Raw genomic sequence first — 24,467 nt, 5'->3', positions numbered from 1 at the left:
CTTACTGCACCTCTTTCTTCGGCTCGCGAATCTTGTACCAGGCCACGTACAGCGCCGGCAAAAACAGCAGTGTCAGCAACGTCGCGATGATGATCCCGCCAATCATCGCGTACGCCATCGGCCCCCAGAACACTTCCCGGGCAATCGGGATCATCCCCAGGCTCGCTGCCGCCGCCGTCAACAAAATCGGTCGGCGCCGATGTTCCGTGGCCTGCACCACCGCGTCCCACGGCGTGTAGCCGTCCTTCTCGAAAGCGTCGATCTGGGTCACCAGAATCACCGAGTTGCGGATGATGATGCCGATCAGTGCCAGAATCCCGAGGATCGCCACGAAGCCCATCGGCGTACCCGTCGGGATCAGCGCCAGCACCACGCCGATCAGCCCGAGCGGCGCGACGCTGGCCACCAGAAACAGCTTCTGCACGCTGTGCAACTGGATCATCAGGAAGGTCGCCATCAAAAACAGCATCAACGGCACGACCTTGGCAATCGGCCCTTGGGCCTTGCCACTTTCCTCCACCGTACCGCCGGTGGCGACTTTGTAGCCCACCGGCAAACTGGCGGCGAATTTGTCGATGTCCGGTTGCAGCTGTTTCACCAGATCAGTCGGCTGAATCTCGTCGCGCACCGCGGCCTTGATGGTGATGGTCGGTTTGCGATCGCGACGCCAGACCAGCGGCTGCTCCAGTTCATACCGCACCGTGGCAAACGCCAGCAGCGGAATCGAAGTGCCGCCGGGGGTGACGATCTGCAAATTCTGCAGCGTTTCCGGACTGCCGCGCTCGGCATCTTCAGCGCGGCCGACCACATTGATCAGGTAGATATCGTCATCGACCTGCGTCACCGGCGAGCCGACGACGATGCTGTTCATCAGGTTCGCCACGTCTTCGGACGACAGCCCCAATTGCCGGGCCTTGTCCTGGGCGATGTCGATGCGCAGCACTTTGCCCGGCTCGTTCCAGTCGTAAATGATTTCGCCGATGTGCGAGTTCTTATCCAGTTCGGTGGCCAGGGCGATAGCGTGTTTGCGCACCTGATCGATGTCCTTGCCGCTGACCCGGTACTGAATCGGCCGCCCCACTGGCGGGCCCATTTCCAGGGCCTGGACGTAACTGCCGACACCGACGAACTCTTCACGCAGGCGCTTTTGCAGTCGCGCAGTCAGGGCCGTGCGTGACTCCAGGCCTTTGCTGACGATCACCAGTTGCGCGTAGTACGGGTTCTGCAATTGCTGGTCGAGGGGCAGGTAAAAACGGATCGCCCCCTCGCCAATGTAAGTGCTCCAGCGCACGATGTCCGGATCATCCTTGAACGTCGCTTCGAGCTTATCCACGACCATGCGGGTTTCGGCGATCGAAGCGTTTTGCGGCAAGTTCAGGTCGACGAGAATTTCCGGGCGGTCCGAGGAGGGGAAGAACTGGCTCTGCACGAACTGCATGGAAAACACCGAAAGCACAAACAGCGCCACAGTGATGCCAATCGCCCACCAGCGATTGCGCATGGCCCAGAGCAGGCCGCCATTGAACGCCCGACCGATGCGCCCCGGCTCTGCGTCATGAGGCTTCACCTTGGCGCTCAAAATGTGCACACCGAGCACCGGGGCGAACAACACGGCGACGACCCACGACACCAGCATGGCCACCGCGATCACAGCAAACAGCGTGAAGGTGTACTCACCGGCGGAGCTGGCGTTCAAACCGATTGGCACGAAACCGGCCACGGTGACTAACGTGCCGGTGAGCATCGGGAATGCGGTCGAGGTGTAGGCGAAAGTCGCCGCTTGCTCTTTGGTTTCGCCCATTTCCAGGCGCGTGACCATCATCTCCACCGTGATCATCGCGTCGTCCACCAGCAGACCGAGGGCGATGATCAGCGCACCGAGGGAAATCCGCTGCATGGTGATGCCGCTGTATTCCATGAAGAGGAAGACCATCGCCAGCACCAACGGAATCGAACACGCCACCACCAGCCCGGCGCGAACACCCAGACTGATGAAGCTGACGATCAGCACAATTACCACCGCTTCGAACAACGCACTGGTGAAGCCGCCGACGGCTTCCTCCACCACGACAGCCTGGTCGGAAACGGTGTGTACGCCAACGCCCACCGGCAGGTCCGCCGTCAGCTCATCCATGCGCAGGTGCAGCGCCTTGCCGAAGTCCTGAATGTTGCCGCCCTTTTTCATGGCGATCGCCAGGCCGATGGCTGGCTGACCGTTGAAGCGAAACTCCGGGGTCGCCGGATCTACATAGCCACGGCTGATGTCGGCAATGTCGGCCAGTCGGTAGAAGCGGTCATTGAGCTTCAGGTTAACGTTGGCCAGGTCTTTCTCAGAGGCAAACTGCCCCGAGGTCCGGACCGAAATTCGCTCCGGGCCGGCCTCGATCACCCCGGCCGGGGTCACGGCATTCTGCGATTGCAGGGTCTGCACCACCTCGCGCCGATCAATGCCGAGGGCGGCCAGTTTGCGGGGGGAGAAGTTCAGGTAAAGGACTTCATCCTGCTCGCCGACCATCTCGACCTTGCCCAGCCCCGGGACTTCGCGGATTTCGGCACGCACCTGTTCCACGTAATCGCGCAACTGGCGCATCGACAGGCCGTCGGAGGTAAAGGCGTACACCGAACCGAACACGTCGCCGAACTCATCGTTGAAGCCCGGCCCTTGCAGGCCCTGCGGGAAGTCACCGCGAATGTCGTTGATCTTCTTGCGCACCTGGTACCAGATTTGCGGGATGTCCTTGGCGCTGGTGGTGTCGAGCAGGTTGACGAAGACCGTCGATTCGCCGGGGCGAGTGTAGCTTTTCACGTAGTCGAGCGAGTCGAGTTCTTCGAGTTTTTTCTCGATCCGGTCAGTGACCTGCTTGAGGGTTTCTTCCTGGGTCGCGCCGGGCCAGCGGGTCTGGATCACCATGGTTTTGATGGTGAACGACGGGTCTTCTTCGCGGCCCAGGTTCAGGTACGAGAACACGCCCATCAGCAGCGCGACGAACATCAAATACCAGACAAACGACTGATGTTTGAGGGCCCATTCGGATAAGTTGAAACTCCCTTTCATTGCGGGCTGTCCTCGTCAATTTTCACTTTCTGCCCCGGCTTGAGGCTGTTCACACCGGCACTGACCACCCGCTCGCCGGACTTCACGCCGTTGGCCAGGACCACCGTGTCATCGGTCCGGCTGATCAGGCTGACGTCCCGTGGGGAAACGGTTTGCGTCTGCGGATCAACGACCCAGATCCGCAGTTTGCCGTCGACCTCCTGCAGCGCGCTCACCGGCAGTTCGAGGCGTGGCTTGATCGCGGAGCTGAGGGTCACGCTGATCGCCGTGCCGAGGCGAAAGCCCGGCGGCGTATCGGTCAGGCTCAGGCGGGCGCGACGGGTACGGGTTGCGCTTTGGGCCTGGGGTTCGATTTCGCGCACGATGGCAGTGCTGGTGATGCTCGGGTCCAGTTGTGAGGCGACCTGGAACACCACGTCGGCAGGCAATTGATCGACCAGGGTGTCGGGCAAGTCGATCACCGCTTCCTTGATGTCCGGCTGCGCCAGGGTCACCACTTGCTGGCCGGCCGTCACTACCTGCCCGGCTTCGGCATTCCACGCGGTGACAATGGCTTTGTGATCGGTGCGCAACTCGACGTAGTTGAGTTGGTCCTTCGCCTGACTGACTGCGGCGCTGGCTTGATCGAGAGAGGCCTGAGTGGTTTTCAGGTCGGTCTGGGCGATGTCCAGTTGCGCCTGCGCGCCAACCCCGCGATTGAACAACTCCTGCTGACGCCGGGCGTTGGCCTGGGCATTGATGAGCTGCGCCTGAACACGCGCCAGATCACCTTGAGCCGAGCGCAACTGGTTCTGCTGATCGGTGGGGTCGAGGGTCGCGAGCAATGCGCCCTTCTGGACTTCGGCGCCGACATCGACATTACGGCTGGCGATACGCCCCGGCACCCGGAAACCGATATTGCTTTCGTAACGGGCCTGAATGCTGCCGGCAAACCGGCCGAGGTCTTCTTGATTGAGCGCTTTCACCTCCACGAACAACACCGGCCGAACCGGTTCTGGCGGCGCTTCCTCATCAGAGCAAGCTACCAGGAGTGCAGCGGCGGACAACAGCAACAGGCGCTTCATGGCTGGGCTCCTGTCATTGGCGTCTTATAGGTGTTTTCGACGATCTCCACCTTCACGCCCGGATGCAATAATTGGCCGCCCGCGATGACGACTTTTTCGCCACCGTTGAGGCCGGCGCTGACAATCACTTTGCCGGTCAGGTAACGGCCGACGGTGACCGTGTGCAATTGCGCCTTGCCCTCGGCGTCCACCAGCCACACAGCCGGGTCACTGAGGTTTTTGGTCAGGGCCGACCAAGGCAGCTCCACTGCGGTTTTGCCGACTGGCTTGGCGGTGGCGCTCACCACCGACCCGAGCTGCATGCCCTCGGGAAGGCTGTCGAGGGTGACTTTGACTTGCACCGTGCCGGTCTGCGCGGACACTGCCGGCGTGACTTCCCGAACAGTACCCGTAGTTTTGATCTTCGGGTTGTCGAGCAGGCTGACCACAATCGATCTATCCGACGGCGGCTCGGCCAGCAGCGATTCATAAACGTTGAACACCGCGTCACGCTCGCCGTCCCGGGCCAGGCTGAAAATCGGCACCGTGGCCTGCACCACTTGGCCGACCTCAGCCTGGCGCGCGGTAATCACCCCCGGCGCATCGGCAATCAACGCGGTGTAGCTCAGTTGATCACGGGCGTTGGCCAACTGCGCCTGAGCGGCAGTCAATGCGCTCTGACTGCTGCGCAAGGCGGCTTGGGCGGAATCGTATTCGCTCTGGCTGGTGTAGCCCTTGGGCAGGAGTTTTTGTTGGCGAACGAAGGCCGCGGCGGTTTGTTTGACCCGGGCCTGTTCGGCAACGACTTGAGCCTGGGCTGAGTCAACATTGGTTTGCAGGTCTTTCGGGTCGAGTCTGGCCAGCACTTGTTTGGCCGAGACCCGGTCACCGACATCGACCAGACGCTGGATGATCTTGCCGCCCACGCGAAACGACAATTCGGTTTGTACCCGCGCCTGGACGTCGCCGGTGAGTGTCACCGCGGCGGCGTAATCCGATGGTTTGACCTCTTGCACGAAGACTCGTGGGCGGTCCTTCTCGACGGGCTTTTTATCGCCGCAGGCGGTCAGCAAGGCGATGAGGCTCAGACCAACCATTAATTTCAATCCGGGACCTGCCATGCAAACTCCTTTGCGTTGTACGACCGTGCCAGTGACGATACGACTGTGAGCTTAGAACAGGGTTCAACAGGTGCACGGGGTTGCTGCATTCCCTGTGGCTGAGGCGCTTACCTGTGGCGAGGGGGCTTGCCCCCGTTCGACTGCGCAGCAGTCGTAAACCGGCTGACGCAGAGATCCTGAAAGAAACGCGGTGACTGGTTTTAGGGCTGCTTCGCACCCCAACGGGGGCAAGCCCCCTCGCCACAGGGATCACCGTGTTGCTGACAATAAGGCAGAATGACGAACCATGCAGCAGGAAGCTACCCATGCTCAAAACCCTCGCGGTGGCCAATTACCGCTCGATCAATAAATTGGTGATTCCGCTGGGCCGGTTGAACTTGATCACCGGTCCCAACGGCAGCGGCAAATCCAACCTCTACCGCGCCTTGCGCCTGCTGGCGGAAACCGCTCAGGGCGGGGTGGTCAATGCGTTGGCCCGTGAGGGTGGGCTGGATTCAACGTTCTGGGCGGGGCCGGAAAACATCACTCGACGCATGCGCAACGGCGAAGTCCCGATCGAGCCGAGCGTACGACACGGCGTCAAACGACTGCGACTGGGGTTTGCCGGTGAGGATTTCAGCTATTCGATCAGCCTCGGGCTGCCCGATTCCAACGGCCACTTCATGCTGCCCGAACACAGTTCACCTATTCCGTCACGCTTCAACCTCGACCCGCAAATCAAGCGTGAATGCGTCTGGGCCGGGCCGATTTATCGGCCGGCCAGCCTGCTGGTGGATCGCGACGGCCCGATGATCCGTGCCCGAGCCAATCGCAGCTGGGATGTACTGGCTCAGCACACGCCGAATTTCGACAGCCTGTTCGATCAGGTCGGCAGTTTGCGTTCTTCACCGGAGGTTCTGGAGTTACGCGAGTTCATCCGCCGCTGGCGTTTCTACGATCACTTTCGCAGCGATGCCGACGCGCCAGTGCGCCAACCGCAACTGGGCACCCGCACGCCGGTGTTGCACCACGACGGTCGCGACCTCGCCGCGGCATTACAGACCATCCGCGAAATCGGCGATCCCGAAGCCTTGCAGGCGGCAATCAGCGATGCGTTCCCCGGCGCGACGTTGGACATCGCACCGCTGCAGGGCGGACGGTTTGCGATCGAATTTTATCAGGAAGGGTTGTTGCGGCCGTTGTCCGCCGCCGAGTTGTCGGACGGGACGTTGCGCTATCTACTGCTGGTCGCGGCATTGCTGACCCCTCGGCCACCGACGCTGATGGTGTTGAACGAGCCGGAAACCAGTCTGCATCCGGACCTGTTGCCTGCGTTGGCGCGGTTGGTCATTCGAGCGTCCGAGCAGTGTCAGGTGTGGGTGGTGTCCCATGCGCGGCGCTTGATCTCGGCGTTGCAGCAAGATCCGGAATGCAATTGCATTGTGCTGGAAAAGAATTTCGGCCAGACCGGGATGGTCGGGCAGCGGATGCTGGATGAACCGGCGTGGTATTGGCCGGATTGATCGGCGCTTGAACAACTGAATCGCGAGCAGGCTCGTTCCTACACTGGTTCGGCGACTGACCCAGATGTTGTGTTCATCGAAGATCCCCTGTGTTGCGGCAGTGGAGGACGACTATTTTCCTTTGCGCTGTAGGAAGGATCTTTTTTTTAAAGTACCCCTCCAAGGACGTGCAGCTTTTGGCCAGACTCCCGGCCGAACCATCACAAGGAAGAGAAAAATGGCTGATGTAAACGTGCCACAGCAGCTGGATCCGCAGGACATCGTGAAATTGCTGATGGCGTTGCGCAAGGCGCTGAAGGCCAGAGTGGCCTGAACGATCTTCAGGTGAGCAGATTCCTCTGTGGCTGGGGACTTGTTGTGGCGAGGGGGCTTGCCCCCGTTGGGCTGCGAAGCAGCCCTATAATCTGCATCCCGATTCCCTCTGTCACACCTCATGGACTGATCGGCGACTGCTACGCAGCCGAACGGGGGCAAGCCCCCTCGCCACAGGTGCCCCCCCCTCAATAAAAACGCCGACGCTGTATTAGCCGTCGGCGTTGAAACCTTGAAGGGGTTGGAGACTGCGATCAATCAGAACGCCGGCAGTACCGCGCCGCTGTATTTCTTGGCGATGAACGCCTTCACTTCCGGGCTGGTCAGGGCCTTGGCCAGTTTCTGGATGGCGACGCTGTCCTTGTTGTCCGGACGAGCCACCAGGAAGTTCACATAAGGCGAATCGGCGCCTTCGATCACCAGCGCGTCTTTAGCCGGGTTCAAACCCGCGTCCAACGCGTAGTTGGTGTTGATCATGTCCAGGTCGACCTGGTCCAGAACTCGCGGCAACATGGCCGATTCCAGTTCCTTGAACTTGAAGTTGTGCGGGTTCTTGGCAATGTCTTTCGGGGTGGCCACGGCGTTTTTCGGGTCTTTCAACTCGATCAGGCCGGCCTTCTGCAACAGGATCAGGGCACGGCCGCTGTTGCTGCCTTCGTTCGGGATGGCGATGGTTGCACCGTCTTTCAGCTCAGCCAGGCTTTTGACTTTCTTCGAGTAGCCGCCAAATGGTTCGACGTGTACACCGATCACGGTCACCAGATTAGTGCCTTTGCCTTCGTTGAAGTTTTTCAGGTACGGCAGGGTCTGGAAGTAGTTGGCGTCCAGACGCTTCTGGTCGACCTGCACGTTCGGCTGAACGTAGTCGGTGAAGACTTTGATCTCCAGGTCCACGCCTTCTTTGGCGAGGGTTGGCTTGATCAGTTCAAGAATCTCGGCATGTGGAACCGGCGTCGCCGCAACCACCAGTTTCTCGCCAGCCTGGGCCAGGCCCGCGGTCAGGGCAGCCGCCAATGCGGTGAACAACAGAACCTTTTTCATGCAGTGTCCTTATGGAAATTCGCGGCCATCATCGACGACGGCTAATGAGTACGAGTGCCAGTGATGTGCTATCGCTGGCGTGACGCGGACAATACCGGGATTTTTTATTCCCGAACAATATCTTTTATTCACTTTCATATTCCATTTTGTTCATACAACCGTCACGCCCGATGTAGAAGCTGCCGAAGGCTGCGATCTTTTGATTTTGGCGATTTCAAAGCCACCAACGATCAAGATCAAAAGATCGCAGGCTGCGCCAGCGCCTACAAAAGCCCGGCGTCTTTGAGCAGTTTTTTCAAAGCGTCTTTCTCGGCGGCGGAACCGTTGCCGAGTATCTGTTTGAGTTGCTGCTCGATCGTCACCAGCGACACAACCGCCTCGGGCAGATTCAAATGTTCCGGCAAAATCTCGTCGCCGGTACTCACCAACAGCGCAAAGTGAATGACGTTCTCCAGCTCCCGGGTGTTGCCCGGCCAACTGTGCTGCTCCAGCAGATGCTGCGCGGCTTCGCTGATCAATGGCACCGGCAGGTCGAGGCGTTGGCTGTAGATGCCGAGGAAGTATTCGGCCAGCGACAGAATATCGCCCACCCGCTCACGCAAGGCCGGCAGTTCGAGCTGGCCTTCGCTGAGGTAGTGATAAAGCCGCTCATGGAATTTTCCGGCAGCCACGGCCTGAGCCAGATCGATGCTGGTGGCGGCCACCAGACGTACGTCCACCGGGCTTGGCTGCTGAGCGCCGACGCGGGTGACTTCGTGGTTTTCCAGGGCGGCGAGCAACTTGATCTGGATTGGCAACGGCAAGTCGCCGATCTCGTCCAGATAGAGCGTGCCGCCATTGGCCGAACCAAACCAGCCAGCGCGACTGCTGGCCGAACCGCTGTAGCTGCCTGCGGCATAGCCGAATAGTTCAGCATCGGCGTAGGTCGGGCTGATCGCCCCGCAATTGACTGCCACGAACAATCCCCCACGGTCACTGGCGCGATGGATATGTCGCGCCAGCAATTCTTTACCGCTGCCGGTTTCACCGCGGATCAACACCGAGATCGAACGTGGCGCCAGTTGTTCCAGCTCCTGGCGCAACTGCCGGGAACGCGGATCGACGAACACCAACGCCTTGGCGCGAATGCTCAGCGGGCTTTTTTCCGCATCGGGAAAGGTCAGCAGCGGCTGACCGAATGTTTCATGCAAGCTCATGGCAGACTCCCGCCCAAAACCGCCGGGAGGCGGGGGCCGATTCTAAAAAAAAGAAAAAAATAAAAGGTTCAGGCGCGACGCAGGGCGTGCTGTTCCATGCGGTTTTGCAGACGATAGAGGTACGCAAAACCCTGCTCCCAGCGCTGGTGACCGGACTTCACGTTGATGTGCCCGGCACCCGATAAAATCCCCGCCTCGGCGCCCCATTGGCGCGCCAATTCAAGGGCTCGTGGCGCGCTCACCGCGCTGTCGTTGTCGGAGCTGACGACCTGGCTCGGAAACGGCAGCAAATGAGTCGGGATCGGTGCGAAGTTGCGCAGGGCCGGCGCGCAAGCCGGGCGCTCGACGTCCGCTGGCGCGACCAGCAACGCGCCGCGCACCTGACGCAAAAATGGCAGCGGTGCCGTGGCTGCCCAATGGGCGACGGTGATGCAGCCCAGGCTGTGAGCGATCAGAATCACGGGCGTGCTGTCGGCGGCAATCGCCTCGGCCAGTGCCGCAACCCAGTCCTCACGACGAGGCGTCAGCCAGTCGGCCTGCTCCACCCGCGCACTGTTTGGCAGGCTGTTCTGCCAATGGGTTTGCCAATGATCTTCTGGCGATCCTTGCCAGCCCGGCACAATCAGGTAGCGAATTGATTCGTTGCGCATGGGGGAGCTCTCCTGCTGCGTGTCTGTTCCTGATCGAGTATAGGGAGGAGAGTTATATTCGTTAAGGAATAAGAAGCTATTTATTAAGACCTATATCGAATATATGACGCGATCAATGTGGGAGTGGTGTTTGGCCGGAATAAAAAAGGGGCCGCACCCTGCCAAGGAGACGGCCCCGGAAATCGTAAATTTATTAACGCGCGGTAATCACCGACAACTTGGTAATCCCTGCCCGCTCAATGGACGCCATGGCCCGCGCCACTTCGCCGTAGTTCACCTCATCGTCCGCCTGCAATTGCACTCGCACCTCTGGATCCTTGGCCTTCGCCGCCTGAAGCTTGAATTCCAGCAAATCCGGCTGGATTTCATCCTTGTTGATAAACAACTTGCCGGCGCCATCGATACTTACCACCAGCGGGTCTTTCTGCTCCACCGGTGCCACGGCTTCGGTCTTGGGCAGGTTGATCGGAATCGCATTGGTCAGCAGCGGCGCGGTGACGATGAACACCACCAGCAGTACCAGCATTACATCCACCAGCGGCGTCACGTTGATCTCGCTCAACACCTCATCACTGTCTTGCGTGGAAAAGGCCATATCAGGACGCCTCCTTCACTTTCTGCACGCCGCCCTGGACCGCAACCTTGTGCGCCGCCGGGTGAATCAGCACGCGAAACGAACTCTTCTGCGCCAGGTTGTAGAAGTCATGGGCGAAGTCATCCAGATCCGCCACCGTCAATTTCAAGCGACGCAAAAAATAGTTGTAAACCAGCACTGCCGGCACTGCGACGGCGATCCCCACACCGGTGGCGACCAGGGCCGCACCGATCGGTCCGGCAACCGTTTCCAGGCTCGCCGAGCCCGCTGCGCTGATGCCCTTCAACGCTTCCATGATTCCCCACACCGTGCCGAACAAACCAATAAACGGCGAAGTACTGCCAATACTCGCGACTACCGCCAAACCGGTTTCCAGCGAGCGGCGTTCGCGCACGATCTGCTGACGCAAAGCCCGCTCGAGGCGATCTTGATGATTGATCGCCTGGCTCAGGTCCGCCGCTTGTGGCGCCTCACCCACCTGGATCGCCGCATAACCGGCCTGCGCCACACGGGCTGCTGCACCGGGCTGGGTCTCACTCAATTCGGCCGCCGAGTCGAGACTCGAAGCGGCCCAGAACTGTTTATGAAACTTGCGATCCTGAGCCTTGAGCCGGCCGAACTGCACGCCCTTGAGCAACGCCAGGCCCCAAGTGGCGACAGAAAAAACCACCAACAGCCAGATCACCGCGCTTTCGATGGATTCAAGTGGAGATGCCAGTAACGTCATGGTGAATTCCTCGTGTAAACGTTTCGCGCTAAAAAGGTTTCGGTTTAATGAATCTTGAAATCGATGGGCACGCTGACCCAGCCGTCCTGGGCGACATCACCCTGCTTGGCCGGCACAAAGCTCCACCGTTTCACAGCGCTTAACGCCGCGTCGTCGAGTGGCTGGCGACCACTGCTTTTCTGAATCTGGATTTCGCCGGGCTTGCCGCTGGCCAGCACGTGCACTCGCAACAACACCGTGCCTTCCCAGCCGCGACGCTGCGCCAGAGACGGGTATTCCGGGGCCGGGTTTTTCAGGTATGCGGCATTGGCCGAGGCTGGGGTCAACGGTGCGGGTGCCGGTGGCGCAGGTGGCGACGGAGCCGCAACAGGGACCGCCGGTTGTGGCGGTGCCGGTGGCTGCAAGACCGCTTTGGGTGTCGGTTTCGGCACCGGTTTGGCGATAGGCTTCGGCTTGGGGATCGGTTTCGGTGGTGGAGGTTTCACGGCCAGTTCGTCTTCCACTGGCGGCGGCTCAATCACCGGTTGTACTGGTTGCGGTGGTGGCGGCTCGACTACTGGCGGTGCCGGGCGCGTGAACTCGATGGTCATCGGCGGGACCTCCGGCGGCACGATTGGCAATGCCTTGGTCGGTTGCTGATTGACCCAATAGATCACTGCACCATGCACCAACAACGCCAGCACACCGAGCAGGATCGTTTCCCGTCGACTCAGAATGCCCTTGGGCGCACGCTGCAAACGCAACTGGTCCAAGGGCACACGGTGTGGCCGGCCGAGATCGACCAAGTCGCCGCTCGGTGCCTGGCGCCACAGCGCCTCATGCGCACGGACAGCGGTTTGGACATTGCCCATTGATTTACTCCCTGCGGTCTCTTTTGCGAAAAACCCGACAGGTCGCACCTGATATCCCCCGTGCGTCCAATCGATGGGGGAATCATTGGGCCAGGCGCTTATCTCTTAAAGTAATTTTTAATGTTACACATAGATCAAAATAGAATATTAAAAATCGTCAGATTCGCCAAAGCCACGTCGTACAAGGCTTGTAGCCAAGTGCGTAAAAAACGATGCTTTTTACGCATTGAAATTATTTGTGGAAAGCATGGACTTCCGAGGGAGCGGGACGGTGAACACAACTAAAAATTTGAAAGGACATCCGTTAAATGATACTCACAAACAAAAACAGGCTGATGCATGACTAATGCATCAACCTGTTAGTTACTACAGCAATGTTTATTGCTTGACGAACTCGCCACCCAATGTCACTACATCACCATCGAAGTTGGTACGCGAACCCGCTGCCCGAAGTCGGGAATAGTTGTGGTCCGGCGAAAACAGTGACCAAGCCTGATACCCAGTGCCATCATTCAAACCGGTAAAGGTGACGATGGTCGGTTGCCCGGTGCTGTTCTGAAAGTGGTAATGCCCATAACTGACTTCGTAGTTCACACCACCTTGGCTGAACGAGCCACTGAATGTGCCATTGGAATCGTTGCCATCGGTAATAACCAGCTTGGCGCCAGCGTTGGAGTTCACATAAGTACCATTAATGCTCGACATGGTTCGATTTCCTTTATCGTTTAAATAAGTATCTTCCGATGAAAGCAAGTTTCCTCCTGGAAACTCACGCCAGTGAGCATGGTTCGACCCTTGGATTTTGTCCACATCAGAAAGGCTTTATTCATCTACTAAAATGCAATAATGACTATGTAAACACTTCATAATTTATTCCAAAACAAAGCACTCATTACTTCCCTTCGGACTAAGTCAGAAATCATAACGACCGGTCACGCCCAGCGTCCTTGGTGTGCCGAGTAGCCCTTCGTAGCCGCCATTACCGCCCGTCCACAGGGTCGTGTAGTAGGTCTTGTCGAAGGCGTTTTTCAGCCACAGGGAAACGTCCCATTGGCCCTGATTGAAGTCGCCGCGCAGGCCTGTGGATAAGTTGACCACCGCATAACTCGGGATCTGCCCGTAGTCAGAGTCTTCCACCGTGCCCACCGCTTTGGAGCGGAACGCGTAGCTTGCAGTAACGTACTCTTCGAAGCCGTTGGCGAGGTTCCATTTGTACTCGCCGTTGGCGTTGCCGATCCATTTCGAAGCACCGACCACCTGGTGGCCGCTGAGGTCGCAAGACGCCGGGGCGCCCGGAGCCAGGCTGACTTCCGGTGGGCATGGTGCGTCCTTGTAGGAGAGGTAGCTCACGTCGTTGTAGGAACCGTTAACGTTCAACGTCAGGCCGCGCAACGGGATCAGGGTGCTTTCGAACTCCACGCCGCGAGAGCGCACGGAGCCGGCGTTGGTCAGGTATTGCACGCGGTTCGCGGCGTCGTAGGCGTTGGTCTGGTAACCGTTGACCTGGGTCCAGAACACGTTGGCGTTAAGTTGCAGGCGACGGTCCCACAGGGTGCTCTTGAAACCCAGTTCGGCATTGTTGGCGCGCTCGGTGCCGATCAACAATGAGTCGGCGCCCGCGGTTGGCGCTGAACCGACGGCAAGGTTCACCCCGCCGGACTTCTCGCCGTGGGACAGCGTTGCGTAGCCGAGCAAGTCATCGGTGAAGCGGTAGCTGAGGTTCAACAATCCGGAAGGACTGGAACTGTATTGATTCAAATCGCCGGAATCGTAAGCGCCGGTACGACCGCGCCTTGCGGTGGCCGCCGCGCCGGTGACGGCCGCGCCACCCACCGGTGCATCGCGCGTGACCCAGGCGGTTTTCTCTTCATAGGTGCCGCGCCCCCCGGCAGTAAAATCCAGACGCTCGGTGAGGTGCCAGGTGCCTTGAGCGAACAATGCAAAGCTGTCGGTTTCGATATGGCCGTGGCCCACGCTGTTGACGTTGGCCAAGGCGCCGCGTGGCGTGCCGTTCCAGATGTCCGCTTGCGGGCCGTAATAGGCGAAGGATTTGTTGTCCAGATCCGAGCCGAAGTAATAGGCGCCCAGCACGTAATCGAAGAACTCACCTTTCGGCGAGGCCAGGCGAAATTCCTGGGAATACTGTTTGTCCTCCACTGAAACCCCGGCATTGTAGGTCGCTGCCACGTTCAGACCGTCGTCATTGCGCGGGGTGAAATTCCACCAACGATAGGAGCTGATCGACGTCAGGGTGAAATCGTTCGGCAAGGTCCAGTTGGCCTCCAGCGATGTACCGCCCTGATGCACGGTGACGTGTTGATCGTTGTCCAGATTGACCTTGCGGTGGGAACCATTGACCAGCGTCGCACCGGCGGCGTTGGCCCGTGACTGGTAGAGGTTGACGCCATTGATGGTCGGCCCGGTGCTGTACAACACACGAGTGCCGGCGCTGGAGTCCTCTTCGTTGTAGTCGCCGATCCAGCGCAGGTTGAACGACTCGTTCGGTTTGTACAGCAACTGCCCACGGAAGCCCTCGCGAGATCCGCCGTTCAAATCATGGCCATTGAATTCGTTGTTGATGTCGCCGTCGCTGCGGGTGCGATAAGCAGAAAAGCGCCCGGTCAGTTCGTCGTTCAACGGCCCGGAAATCGTGCCCTTGGTCTGGAAGTAACCGTCCTCGCCCACCGACGTTTCGATACTGCGCTCTGGGGTAAAGGTCGGGGCGCGAGTGCTGATGTTGATGACGCCTGCGGTGGTGTTCTTGCCAAATAACGTACCTTGCGGGCCACGCAGCACTTCGAGTTGTTCGATGTCCATCAGATCGAACACCGCCATGCCCGGCCGGCCGAGGTAAACGTTGTCGATGTAGAGCCCGACGCTGCCTTCCAGGCCATCGCTCGCCGGGTTGTTGCCCAGACCTCGGATCGACACGCTGGACTGGCGCGCATGCATGTAGGCGACGTTGACGCTGGGCACCAGTTGTTGCAAATCCTGGATGCGATAGACCCGCTGTGATTCCAGCGCCTGACCGCTGACCACACTCATCGGCGTCGGCACGTCCTGCGAGCTTTCTTCGCGGCGGCGGGTGGTGACAGTCACGGTTTCCAGCTGCGAGCTGTCAGCCGTGACTTTCCCGGCGGGGACCGCTTCGGGGGTTGTGGTATCGGCCGCATACGCTTGGGCGCTCCCCGCCAGCAACAGGGCCAGGGGCAGGCGTTTGAGCCGTCGTGGTATCAAGGGTGAGGCAGGGTTCAACGGACTCATTGAGCAGCTCCTGGTCAAAAAACACGCAGTGACTTTTCAGCGATGCATATTCTTTAAAGTTATTTATTTATGTTTTTACAGATATTTACTGCATAAGAGATTGCCTTTATAAGGAGTCGACCTAATGCATATCCAATGCATTTGCCCGATATTTTTAATGTGAAAAATGCATATCGATTTGCGCCAGCTCCGTCACTTCATTGCCCTCGCCGAACAGCGCAGCTTCGTCGCGGGCGCGATGGCGGTGAACCTGTCGCAATCGGCGTTCAGCCGCAGCATTCAGGCACTGGAACACAGCGTCGGCTGTCAGTTGGTGGATCGCGGACGCAAGGATCTGGCGCCGACCAAACAGGGTCAGGTGTTGCTCGAACATGCGCGGCGACTGGTCAGCGGTGCGCAGCAGATGGCCAACGAGATCAGCCAGTTCAATGGCCTGGAGGCCGGTGAATTGCGCTTTGGTTGCGGCCCGGCGCCCGCGGCGGGATTGATCCCGCGGGCAATCGGCAGCTTCATCGGGCGCTATCCGAAAGCACGGGTGCAGTTCCAAGTGGACGACTGGCAAAGCCTGAGCAAGCGACTGCTGAGTGAGGAGTTCGAATTCTTCGTCGCTGACACTCGCTATTTCGAGGCCGACCCGGACTACCTGACCCAGCGTCTGCGCCCGCGTAAATGGCACTTCTGCTGCCGCGCCGGGCATCCGTTGGCCGGTCGCGAAAGCGTCAGTGCTGCCGAGTTGATGAGCTATCCGATGGCGGTCAGCATCCGCCCGCCGAACCTGCGAAAAGTCATCGTCGACCTCAGCGGCCGCCCGGACTTCACCCCGAATGTGGAATGCGAGAACAGCGCCAGCCTGCTCAGCGTGGTGATGCGTTCGGACGTCATCGGCATCGTCGGCGTCTATTCCGATGCATTGCACAATGCCAAGGGTGAACTGGTGTGCTTGAAGATCGATGGGTTGGCCGATGACCTGGAAGAGCTGTACACCCGTTACGGAATTGTCAGCCGGGCCGGGTATCGGTTGTCGCCGTTGGCTGAGGCGATGATTGCGCAGATCAAGGCGATCGATGGGCAGGATGAGGACGTGTGTTCGCTGGAGAATCTGGCTGTCTGATCGGGCCTCATCGCGGGCAAGCCCGCTCCCACAGTGGATCTGTGCAAGCCCACAATTTGTGATCCACACAAAAACTGTGGGAGCGGGCTTGCCCGCGAAAGCGTCGGCCCAGGCAATGATGCACTTTCTGCATAAACCCCATTCCCCAAATGCACTTGCCCCCACCCCACCGCACCAGCGAAAACCGTCACCTGTCTTTTGATCGGTGAACCCCATGCCCAACACCCCGACCCCCGTGCGCAATGTGCTGTACATCATGTGCGATCAACTGCGCCGCGATTACCTGTCGTGCTACGGCCACCCGCACTTGCACACCCCGAATATCGATCGCCTGGCCGCCGCCGGCGTGCGTTTCAGTCGCGCCTACACCCAAGGCACAATCTGCGGACCGTCACGGATGTCGGCCTACACCGGGCGTTACGTCAGCAGCCATCAAGTGGCCTGGAACGCGGTGCCGTTGCCCCTGGAAGAACTGACCCTCGGCGATTACCTTCGCCCTCATGACATCCGCACAGCGCTGGTGGGCAAGACCCACGCCACGCCCAATCTCGATGCCTTGCAGCGCTTGGCCATCGACCCGCTCAGCGAGCAGGCGCAAGCGCTGAACGAAGTCGGATTCGAAGCGTACTTTCGCCATGATGGGATCTTCCCCGACAACCCGTTGTTCGACGAAAAACGCGAGTCCGCGCCCTACACCCATTACCTGCGCGAGCAAGGCTTCGAGGGCCGTAATCCGTGGCACGACTGGGCCAATGCGGCCCAAGGTGAGCAAGTGGAAATCCTCAGCGGCTGGAAAATGCGCAACGCCCATTTGCCGGCCCGCGTGCCTGAGCAGCATTCAGAAACCGCCTATACCACCGACCGCGCCATCGACTTCATTGACGAGCAAGGCGAGCAGCCATGGTGCCTGCATCTGTCGTACATCAAACCCCACTGGCCCTACATCGCTCCGGCGCCGTATCACGCGTTGTATGGCCCCGCGCAGGTGATCGCACCCGTGCGTGCGGTGCCGGGCAAGGAAAGCGATCACCCGGTGTACAGTGCGTTTCGTCAGCACGAAGAGAGCTTGAATTTTTCCCGCGATGAAGTGCGGTTGAACGTGATCCCCACCTACATGGGCTTGATCAAACAGGTCGATGACCAGCTGGGGCGGTTGTTCGATTTTCTTCAGAGCAACGGCCGTTGGGACGACACGTTGATTGTGTTCACCAGCGATCATGGAGACTTCCTCGGCGACCACTACCTGGGCGAGAAAGAATTTCTGCTGGAGCCTGCCGTGGGCGTTCCGTTGATCGTTCGCGACCCGCGTGCGGCGGCGGATGTTACGCGGGGTTCGGTGGATGACCGACTGGTGGAAACCATCGATGCGCTGCCAACCTTTCTCGAAGCGCTGGGACTACCTGGCGCAGAACATCGGCTTGAAGGACGCTCGCTGATTGCGCTGTTGCATGGGCTGGAAACTGACTGGCGCCGCTATGCGATCAGCGAATACGACTATGCGTTTCAGGCTCCGGCGCGGGAGCGACTGGGGCAGCCCATCGACCGTTGCCGCATGACCATGGTGCGCAGCGAACGCTGGAAATACCTGGCGTATGACGGCTTTGGGCCACAGCTGTTTGATTTGCTGAATGATCCGCAGGAGCTGCACGACTTGGGAGCAGATCCGGCGTTCGCCTCTGTTCGCGAAGAACATGCAGGGTATTTGTTTGAGTGGGTGCGAGGGTTGAAGCGACGGACGACCATCAGCCATCAGGAGATTGATCTACGTGGGCAGCGGTTTCGGTATGGCGAACCGGAGACCGAGAAACTGGTGCAGATCGGGGTGTGGTGAAAAAAAGCTTCGCGGGCAAGCCTCGCTCCTACAGTGTTGTGTCGCGCCCATTATCAAGGTCGGCGCGCAACTGTAGGAGCGAGGCTTGCCCGCGAATACGTCAGATCAGACAACGCCGATTTCAGCCCCTTTAATAGTCTGACTCCGCTGCCCCACCACTCCCACCGGCACTTCCCCCTTGAGCGTCACTCGGCGCACCACCCGATCCTGAGTCCCGTAGTCATCCACCGCGTAATGCTGGGTGGAGCGGTTGTCCCAGATCGCCACGTCACCGGCCTTCCAGCGCCAGCGCACGGTGTTCTCCAGGCGGGTGACGTGACTTTGCAACAGGTTGAACAGATGCGCCGAATCAGCCTGGGAATAACCTTTGATGCGTTTGACGAAATGCCCCAGCAGCAAACTCTTTTCGCCGCTGATCGGGTGTACGCGAACCACCGGGTGTTCGGTCTCGTAAACGGTTGAGGTGAAGACCTTGCGGTAGCGCTCCAGCTTCTCTGCCGAGACGTCAGGCTTGGCGCCGGCGTAGTCGTATTCATTGCTGTGAACGGCCCAGAGCTTGTCGGCCAATTCACGCAGCTCCAACGGCAGTTCGTTGTAAGCGCTGGCGGTATTTGCCCACAAGGTATCGCCACCGAAAGCCGGAGCGACCACCGAGCGCAGGATCGAGGCTTTCGGGTAGGCGTCGACGAAGGTCACGTCGGTATGCCAGGAGTTGGCGCGCTGGCCTTCAGCGCCGTCCAGTTCCAGCAGGTAGCGAGTGCCATCGCGCACCGGCACGGTCGGGTGCGCCACTGGCTCGCCGAGTAAATGCGCAAAGGCTTCCTGGCGCTGATCGTCGAGCTGGGTCTGCTCGCGGAAGAAGATCACTTTGTACTGCACCAGCGCCTGCTGGATGGCGTCAATGACGGCGGCATCCAGCTCACCTGAGAGATGCACGCCACGGATCTCGGCGCCTATCCGGCCGGCCACCGGATGGATTTCAAGCGCGTGAACAGCGGGTTTTACAGCTAAAGCGGCATTGCTCATGGGTAGACCCTCTATCGGACTGCTGACGGTTGAGCGGCAGCGAAACAACGCTCTATCTATATTCACTTTAGATCTAATAGATATTCACATGCTTCGTTGACGGAATAAGAGCTTGCATTTAAAACCTCAACCACCCTCGTCGCAAATGCCTTCGAACTATTTTTAGGATGCCGGGAAAGCATATGGATCTTCGCCAGTTGCGCTACTTCATCGCCCTCAACGAATACCGCAGTTTTGTCCGCGCAGCCGACGCCATGGGCATCACTCAACCGGCATTCAGCCGCAGCATTCAGGGGCTGGAGCAAGAGTTCGGTTGCGTGCTGGTGGACCGCGGCAACAAGGATTTACGCCCCACGCCCGAAGGCCAGGTAGTACTGCAACACGCACTGACATTGGTGCAGGGGGCAGCACTGCTCAGCGCCGAAGTGACGCAAATGACCAAACTCGACGCCGGTGAACTGCGCTTCGGTTGCGGCCCGGCGCCAGCAGTGAAACTGGTGCCGGACGCCGTGGCGCAATTCATCAATGCACACCCGAAAGTGCGCACCTGTTTTCAAGTGGATAACTGGGAAAAACTCAGCCGTGCACTGAGCCGCGAAGAGATCGAATTCTTCATTGCTGACATTCGTCATTTCGAGGCCGATCCGAACTTCCAGACCCAGGCCCTGACCCCCAAGCGCGGGGTGTTTTTCTGCCGGCCGGGGCATCCGCTGCTCGCCAAGGAAAGCCTGTCGACCAACGACATGTTCGACTATCCATTGGCGACCACGCTGATCCCGCCGGGTATTCGCAAATTGCTGGCGAACCTCAGTGGGCGGATGGACTTTTCGCCGACCATCGAGACTGAACATTTTCCGGCGCTAGTGAAGATCGTGCTGCAATCCAATGCCATCGGCGTGGGGACCCACGAGGCGTTTGTCGAGGACATCGCCCAGGGTTCGTTGGCACTGCTGCACTGGCGCAATTTGCCGCAAAACATCGAGAGCATGAATGCCCGGTGCGGGATTGTGAGTCGCACGGGGTTTCGGTTGTCGCCGGCGGCAAGAGCAATGATCGAGACGTTGGTGGCGGTGGATAAACAGCAAATCGCTGTCGCGGTTTGATAGCTTTTGTGGCGAGGGAGCTTGCTCCCGCTGGACCGCGAAGCGGTCCCAAACCAGCCAGCGCGTTTACTCAGAAAGAGTGCGATGACCGGATTGCGACTGCTGCGCAGCCGAGCGGGAGCAAGCTCCCTCGCCACAAGTGTTCGCTTTAAAGTTTTGCGGCAGCCAACTCAGGCGCCACCCAATCGCTCACCTTGAACGGCTTGCGAATCAGTTTCTGCTGCGAAGCCAGGTCCACCGCGTCTTGCAATTTCCCCAGGAACACCGGGTCCAGCGTCGACGGGAAAACCTCGCTCAATTTTTGATCCTTCAGATCCTGCGTGAGAATCACCGCCGGGTAACTCGCCAACCCCGACACCAACTGAATGTACGCGTCCTTGTTGCTGTCCTGAGTCAACCACTCCACTGCCTGCTGCTGGGCCTTCAGCAATTTGGCGACGACTTCGGGATTCTCGTCGACAAACTTTCCGGTACCCACCAACACAGCCTGAATACTGCCCGCGCCGCCCAGGTCCTTGGTGTTCAGAGGCAACTCGGCCAACCCTTTTGCTTGCAAAGCCGTCAACCCGGAGCTGCCCCAGGATGCATCGATCTGCTTGGCCGCCAGCGCTGCAACGGCACCGTTGAAGTCGAGGTTGATGATCTTTACGTCCTTCTCGCTCAAACCCTGGCTGGCTAATGCCGCATCGAAGGACAACTGGGTGGCGGTACCCCGAAAGATCGCCACACGTTTGCCTTTGAGGTCTTGCAGCGTTTTGATTCCCGAGCCCGGCACCACGCCCAGATACTGTTTCACTCCACGTGCCGTGGCGCTGAGCAGCCGTGTGTCCAAGCCATTCGACTTGCCGATGATCGCCGCCAGATCGCCGAGGTAGGCCAGGTCCACCTGCCCGTTGGCAAAAGCCTCGTTAATCACCGGCCCGGCCCCCTTGAAGAAACTCCACTGAATCTTGATGCCCTGGTCGGCGAAGGCCTTTTCGTAGATTTGCTGGCTGCGCAATACGTCCACCACCCCGCCGCCGCTGTGCTGGGTTCCAGCGCTGAGGTCGGGTACGGCGATCCTGATTTCCTTGAGCTCGGAGGCGTTGGCCGTGAATGCCAGCAAACCCGCCAGGGCCGGCGCGGCAAACAGACTGATGACACGTTTGAAGGGGAGGTTCATGGGTGCGACTCCTGGTGGCGACGGGCGTTGAGGAGTCGAAAGTAGGCTTAATCTGCATCAGCACTTAAATACTATAAATTCACATTTTTATATCTTTTAGACCTAAGCAAGCTGGCGCGGGCATCTTGATCGGGTATGCATGGACAGCATCGAAAATATTCTTCGAATGCATTGGATGCGTGTGGGCTGTAGGCCTTAAATGGTCTCGCTTATCTCTCAATAGCATTGAATTAAATTTTTATAGATCGAATTTGCATACATCTGACCTATGGGAGCGAGCTTGTGTGGCGAGGGGGCTTGCCCCGTTGGGGTGCGAAGCGCCCCTAAAAACAGTCACCGCGATCTTGAATTAGAAAGTGGTGACTGATTTTACGACTGCTTCGCAGTCGAACTGGGGCAAGCCCCCTCGCCACACAAGCCTCGCTCCTACAGGTCGACAACGGAGGTCACCCATGGCCCGTGTTTCCCTGCTCAGCCTGCCGCTGACCGCCCCGCCGCTCAAATATCGAGCCCTTTGGCCAAGCCTGAGCCAACGGCTATTGCCCTGGCTGTTGCCAATCAGTCTTTTCGCACTTTGGTGGCTGGCCAGCCGTAATCACTGGATGAGCGAGCAGATCCTGCCCGCGCCTTCATTGGTCTGGAGCAGCGCGGTGGAATTGTCCCAAGGCGAGTTGTGGAGCCACCTGTGGATCAGCCTGCAACGCTTGTTTTGGGGACTGCTCGCCGGAATCGGCGCCGGTGCGATTTTGGGCGCAGCGCTGGGGTTCAGTCGCCGTCTCGAGCGCTTGGTTTTCCCGACATTCGCCGGTTTGGCGCAAGTCCCGACCCTGGCGTGGATTCCGTTGTTTATGGTGTTTTTTGGCATCGGCGAAGTGCTGAAACTGGTAGTGCTGATCAAAGCCATCGTGGTTCCGGTGACGCTGCACACGCTGGTCGGCGTGCGTGATGCGCAACCCAGGCTGCGTGAGGCCGCTGCCGTGTTGCGCTTGCCGCCGAGACTGTTGATTCGCCGTCTGGTGCTACCGGCAGCGCTGCCAGCGTTCATGGCCGGCGTGCGCCTTGCGCTGTCAGCCGGCTGGACGTCGTTGCTGGCCGTTGAATTGCTCGCCTCCAGCGAAGGCATCGGTTACCTGATGGTTTGGGCCCGACAGTTGTTCATGCTTGATATCGTCTTCGTCTGCATCGTGGTCATTGGCCTCATTGGCGTGGTCATGGATCGTGGCATCGGCCTGCTGGACAAAAAACTGGTGCACTGGCCGCACCCGGCCACCGCAGAGATTCGTCGCGGCCCGCGTTATCAGGGCTGGCAACGCGTGCAACCGTGGCTGCTGCCATTGGCGTTGCTGACGCTGTGGCAACTGGCGACGAATCAGCAGTGGGTCGACGCGAACATTCTGGTCAGTCCCTTGGTAGTACTGGAAACCACCTGGAACGGTTTGTTCGGCGGCACGTTGATCAACGGCATGGCCTTGAGTCTGGGCCGTACCCTCGGTGGCCTGCTGCTGGGCGGCGGTCTCGGCTTTGCGCTGGGGCTGCTACTGGGGCTTTCACGCACCAGCGAACGCGTGCTCGGCCCGACGCTTGGAGCGCTCCGTCAAATCGCGATTTTCGCCTGGGTGCCGTTGCTCACTGCGTGGTTCGGTCTGGGGGAATTGGCCAAATGGGTGTTCGTCGCCCTCGCCGCGTTTTTCCCGCTGTTCATCGCCACCCAGCGCAGCGTCGCCAACCTCTCGCCACAACTCAACGAAGCCGCCCAGGTGTTGCGCCTGAGTCTTCTGCAACGGCTGCGTCGACTGGTTTTGCCGGGCGCCGCGCCGGGAGTTTTCGCAGGGCTCAGGCTGAGCCTGATCTACGCCTGGCTCGGCACCATCGGTGCCGAATATTTCATGCCGTCCAACGGTGGCATCGGCAGCCAGATGATCGGTGCCCAGCAACTGCTGCGCATGGACCTGATCATGGCCGGCATGTTGCTGGTGGGACTGACCGGCGCCCTGCTCAACCTCATAGGCCAACGCCTCGAAATCCGCGCCACCCGCTGGAGACATGCATGAACGCACCGATTGTCAGCTTCAATCACGTGGGCAAATCCTTCGACGTCGATGGCGTTGAGCTGGAGGCCATTCGCGAATTCAGCCTGGACATCGCCGAGGGCGAATTCGTCGCCATCGTCGGTTCCAGTGGCTGCGGAAAATCTACCTTGCTGCGGCTGTTGGTGGGCCTCGATACGCAGTTTCGCGGGCAGATAACGGTGGACGGAACAGCCGTCACTGGCATCGGCAGCGAACGCGGCATCGTCTTTCAGGAACATCGCTTGTTTCCATGGCTGACGGTGGAAGACAACATCGGCCTGGGCCTGGTCAACGAGCCGCTGAGCGCCGAGCAAAAGCACCAACGCATCGGCGATTTCATCGAACTGGTGGGGCTAACCGATTTCATCCGGGCCTATCCCCATCAACTCTCTGGCGGCATGGCGCAACGGGTGGCTATCGCTCGCGGCCTGGTGGCAAGCCCGCGAATTCTGCTGCTCGACGAACCTTTCGGCGCCCTCGATGCCTTGACCCGTCAGCAGATGCAGGACGAGCTGCTGGCGATTCGCGCCCGGGCAAAAATCACCACGGTGCTGGTCACCCACGATGTCGAGGAGGCGATCTTCCTCGCCGACCGCGTGGTGGTGATGGAACCGCGCCCCGGGCGGATCAAGCAAGTGGTCGACATTGCCCTGCCCCATCCGCGCCAGCGCAGCAACTTCGATTTCCATCAGCTGCGTGAAGAGCTGCTTCACGAACTCACCAGCGACGACCATTACCAACCAAGCGGGCCGGTGCAGATCCACGATCTGCCGCTGTCTTTTATTGCCTGCTGATCAGGAGACTTTTG

Annotated in this window: 19 protein-coding genes; 6 read left to right on the top strand and 13 right to left on the bottom strand. The window is 59.4% G+C overall.

Annotation, left to right across the window (positions count from 1 at the left end):
* Window position 1: 1 nt before the first annotated feature.
* Genes KVG95_RS06760 through KVG95_RS06750 form a run of 3 tightly spaced genes read right to left on the bottom strand, consistent with a single transcriptional unit; the run spans window position 2 to window position 5,219 of the window.
* Complete coding sequence (locus KVG95_RS06760; protein ID WP_217855134.1) at window positions 2-3,055, bottom strand: efflux RND transporter permease subunit; 3,054 nt, start codon at window positions 3,053-3,055, stop codon at window positions 2-4.
* Complete coding sequence (locus KVG95_RS06755; RefSeq protein ID WP_217855132.1) at window positions 3,052-4,119, bottom strand: efflux RND transporter periplasmic adaptor subunit; 1,068 nt, start codon at window positions 4,117-4,119, stop codon at window positions 3,052-3,054. The genes KVG95_RS06760 and KVG95_RS06755 overlap by 4 nt, the downstream gene beginning before the upstream one ends.
* Window positions 4,116-5,219, bottom strand: a complete 1,104-nt coding sequence (locus KVG95_RS06750; RefSeq protein WP_217855130.1) for an efflux RND transporter periplasmic adaptor subunit — start codon at window positions 5,217-5,219, stop codon at window positions 4,116-4,118. Before KVG95_RS06750 ends, KVG95_RS06755 begins: the two co-directional genes overlap by 4 nt.
* A 305-nt stretch (window positions 5,220-5,524) precedes the next feature.
* On the opposite strand from KVG95_RS06750, the gene KVG95_RS06745 reads away from it, so the two are divergent.
* On the top strand, window positions 5,525-6,721 hold the full coding sequence (locus KVG95_RS06745; protein WP_217855127.1) for an AAA family ATPase: 1,197 nt from the start codon (window positions 5,525-5,527) through the stop codon (window positions 6,719-6,721).
* Window positions 6,722-7,291: 570 nt separating this feature from the next.
* Here the strand turns inward: KVG95_RS06745 and KVG95_RS06740 are convergent.
* The 8 genes from KVG95_RS06740 to KVG95_RS06705 form a co-directional block, all read right to left on the bottom strand.
* Window positions 7,292-8,074 carry a MetQ/NlpA family ABC transporter substrate-binding protein gene (locus tag KVG95_RS06740; RefSeq protein ID WP_217855125.1) on the bottom strand — a complete coding sequence of 261 codons (783 nt, stop codon included), beginning with the start codon at window positions 8,072-8,074 and terminating at the stop codon, window positions 7,292-7,294.
* A 263-nt stretch (window positions 8,075-8,337) separates the two neighbouring features.
* Window positions 8,338-9,270 carry a sigma 54-interacting transcriptional regulator gene (locus tag KVG95_RS06735; protein ID WP_217855123.1) on the bottom strand — a complete coding sequence of 311 codons (933 nt, stop codon included), beginning with the start codon at window positions 9,268-9,270 and terminating at the stop codon, window positions 8,338-8,340.
* A gap of 68 nt (window positions 9,271-9,338) precedes the next feature.
* The gene (locus tag KVG95_RS06730; protein WP_030131588.1) at window positions 9,339-9,920 is read right to left on the bottom strand and encodes an alpha/beta hydrolase; all 582 of its coding nucleotides are present in this window, start codon (window positions 9,918-9,920) and stop codon (window positions 9,339-9,341) included.
* A gap of 193 nt (window positions 9,921-10,113) precedes the next feature.
* Window positions 10,114-10,515 carry an ExbD/TolR family protein gene (locus KVG95_RS06725; protein WP_217855121.1) on the bottom strand — a complete coding sequence of 134 codons (402 nt, stop codon included), beginning with the start codon at window positions 10,513-10,515 and terminating at the stop codon, window positions 10,114-10,116.
* A 1-nt stretch (window position 10,516) separates the two neighbouring features.
* Window positions 10,517-11,242 (bottom strand): MotA/TolQ/ExbB proton channel family protein, encoded by a 726-nt coding sequence (locus KVG95_RS06720; protein WP_217855119.1) that lies wholly within the window; start codon window positions 11,240-11,242, stop codon window positions 10,517-10,519.
* Between the two features lie 44 nt (window positions 11,243-11,286).
* Window positions 11,287-12,093 (bottom strand): energy transducer TonB, encoded by an 807-nt coding sequence (locus KVG95_RS06715; RefSeq protein ID WP_217855117.1) that lies wholly within the window; start codon window positions 12,091-12,093, stop codon window positions 11,287-11,289.
* Between the two features lie 378 nt (window positions 12,094-12,471).
* Window positions 12,472-12,798, bottom strand: coding sequence for a hypothetical protein (locus KVG95_RS06710; RefSeq protein ID WP_217855115.1), 327 nt, complete (start codon window positions 12,796-12,798; stop codon window positions 12,472-12,474).
* Window positions 12,799-13,005: 207 nt separating this feature from the next.
* Window positions 13,006-15,357, bottom strand: a complete 2,352-nt coding sequence (locus tag KVG95_RS06705) for a TonB-dependent receptor (RefSeq protein WP_217855113.1) — start codon at window positions 15,355-15,357, stop codon at window positions 13,006-13,008.
* A gap of 166 nt (window positions 15,358-15,523) precedes the next feature.
* Between KVG95_RS06705 and KVG95_RS06700 the strand changes: the two genes are divergently transcribed.
* Both KVG95_RS06700 and KVG95_RS06695 read left to right on the top strand, forming a co-directional pair.
* Window positions 15,524-16,468 (top strand): LysR family transcriptional regulator, encoded by a 945-nt coding sequence (locus KVG95_RS06700; RefSeq protein WP_217855111.1) that lies wholly within the window; start codon window positions 15,524-15,526, stop codon window positions 16,466-16,468.
* 214 nt (window positions 16,469-16,682) lie between these two features.
* Window positions 16,683-18,299, top strand: coding sequence for an alkaline phosphatase family protein (locus tag KVG95_RS06695; protein ID WP_217855109.1), 1,617 nt, complete (start codon window positions 16,683-16,685; stop codon window positions 18,297-18,299).
* Window positions 18,300-18,404: 105 nt separating this feature from the next.
* Here KVG95_RS06695 and KVG95_RS06690 read toward each other — a convergent pair whose 3' ends face one another.
* Window positions 18,405-19,325 (bottom strand): TauD/TfdA dioxygenase family protein, encoded by a 921-nt coding sequence (locus tag KVG95_RS06690; RefSeq protein WP_217855107.1) that lies wholly within the window; start codon window positions 19,323-19,325, stop codon window positions 18,405-18,407.
* A 182-nt stretch (window positions 19,326-19,507) separates the two neighbouring features.
* Between KVG95_RS06690 and KVG95_RS06685 the strand changes: the two genes are divergently transcribed.
* On the top strand, window positions 19,508-20,428 hold the full coding sequence (locus KVG95_RS06685) for a LysR family transcriptional regulator (RefSeq protein WP_217855105.1): 921 nt from the start codon (window positions 19,508-19,510) through the stop codon (window positions 20,426-20,428).
* A 148-nt stretch (window positions 20,429-20,576) separates the two neighbouring features.
* Here KVG95_RS06685 and KVG95_RS06680 read toward each other — a convergent pair whose 3' ends face one another.
* The gene (locus KVG95_RS06680; protein WP_217855103.1) at window positions 20,577-21,590 is read right to left on the bottom strand and encodes an ABC transporter substrate-binding protein; all 1,014 of its coding nucleotides are present in this window, start codon (window positions 21,588-21,590) and stop codon (window positions 20,577-20,579) included.
* A 452-nt stretch (window positions 21,591-22,042) separates the two neighbouring features.
* Here KVG95_RS06680 and KVG95_RS06675 point away from each other — a divergent pair, with 452 nt between their 5' ends.
* Together KVG95_RS06675 and KVG95_RS06670 are read left to right on the top strand one after the other, a co-directional pair.
* Entirely contained in the window at window positions 22,043-23,641 is a 1,599-nt protein-coding gene (locus KVG95_RS06675) for an ABC transporter permease (RefSeq protein WP_217855100.1), read from the top strand.
* The gene (locus KVG95_RS06670; RefSeq protein WP_217855098.1) at window positions 23,638-24,453 is read left to right on the top strand and encodes an ABC transporter ATP-binding protein; all 816 of its coding nucleotides are present in this window, start codon (window positions 23,638-23,640) and stop codon (window positions 24,451-24,453) included. Before KVG95_RS06675 ends, KVG95_RS06670 begins: the two co-directional genes overlap by 4 nt.
* The last annotated feature ends 14 nt before the right edge of the window (window positions 24,454-24,467 follow it).

The sequence above is a fragment of the Pseudomonas farris genome (genome assembly GCF_019145235.1).
GTDB lineage: Bacteria > Pseudomonadota > Gammaproteobacteria > Pseudomonadales > Pseudomonadaceae > Aquipseudomonas > Aquipseudomonas farris.
This window is presented reverse-complemented; position numbering and strand designations above follow the sequence as displayed.

Bases quoted from the DNA above. Each gene is read 5' to 3' on its own strand.
- KVG95_RS06760 (WP_217855134.1), bottom strand. From the start codon at position 3,055: ATGAAAGGGAGTTTCAACTTATCCGAATGGGCCCTCAAACATCAGTCG.
- KVG95_RS06755 (WP_217855132.1), bottom strand. From the start codon at position 4,119: ATGAAGCGCCTGTTGCTGTTGTCCGCCGCTGCACTCCTGGTAGCTTGC.
- KVG95_RS06750 (WP_217855130.1), bottom strand. From the start codon at position 5,219: ATGGCAGGTCCCGGATTGAAATTAATGGTTGGTCTGAGCCTCATCGCC.
- KVG95_RS06745 (WP_217855127.1), top strand. From the start codon at position 5,525: ATGCTCAAAACCCTCGCGGTGGCCAATTACCGCTCGATCAATAAATTG.
- KVG95_RS06740 (WP_217855125.1), bottom strand. From the start codon at position 8,074: ATGAAAAAGGTTCTGTTGTTCACCGCATTGGCGGCTGCCCTGACCGCG.
- KVG95_RS06735 (WP_217855123.1), bottom strand. From the start codon at position 9,270: ATGAGCTTGCATGAAACATTCGGTCAGCCGCTGCTGACCTTTCCCGAT.
- KVG95_RS06730 (WP_030131588.1), bottom strand. From the start codon at position 9,920: ATGCGCAACGAATCAATTCGCTACCTGATTGTGCCGGGCTGGCAAGGA.
- KVG95_RS06725 (WP_217855121.1), bottom strand. From the start codon at position 10,515: ATGGCCTTTTCCACGCAAGACAGTGATGAGGTGTTGAGCGAGATCAAC.
- KVG95_RS06720 (WP_217855119.1), bottom strand. From the start codon at position 11,242: ATGACGTTACTGGCATCTCCACTTGAATCCATCGAAAGCGCGGTGATC.
- KVG95_RS06715 (WP_217855117.1), bottom strand. From the start codon at position 12,093: ATGGGCAATGTCCAAACCGCTGTCCGTGCGCATGAGGCGCTGTGGCGC.
- KVG95_RS06710 (WP_217855115.1), bottom strand. From the start codon at position 12,798: ATGTCGAGCATTAATGGTACTTATGTGAACTCCAACGCTGGCGCCAAG.
- KVG95_RS06705 (WP_217855113.1), bottom strand. From the start codon at position 15,357: ATGAGTCCGTTGAACCCTGCCTCACCCTTGATACCACGACGGCTCAAA.
- KVG95_RS06700 (WP_217855111.1), top strand. From the start codon at position 15,524: ATGCATATCGATTTGCGCCAGCTCCGTCACTTCATTGCCCTCGCCGAA.
- KVG95_RS06695 (WP_217855109.1), top strand. From the start codon at position 16,683: ATGCCCAACACCCCGACCCCCGTGCGCAATGTGCTGTACATCATGTGC.
- KVG95_RS06690 (WP_217855107.1), bottom strand. From the start codon at position 19,325: ATGAGCAATGCCGCTTTAGCTGTAAAACCCGCTGTTCACGCGCTTGAA.
- KVG95_RS06685 (WP_217855105.1), top strand. From the start codon at position 19,508: ATGGATCTTCGCCAGTTGCGCTACTTCATCGCCCTCAACGAATACCGC.
- KVG95_RS06680 (WP_217855103.1), bottom strand. From the start codon at position 21,590: ATGAACCTCCCCTTCAAACGTGTCATCAGTCTGTTTGCCGCGCCGGCC.
- KVG95_RS06675 (WP_217855100.1), top strand. From the start codon at position 22,043: ATGGCCCGTGTTTCCCTGCTCAGCCTGCCGCTGACCGCCCCGCCGCTC.
- KVG95_RS06670 (WP_217855098.1), top strand. From the start codon at position 23,638: ATGAACGCACCGATTGTCAGCTTCAATCACGTGGGCAAATCCTTCGAC.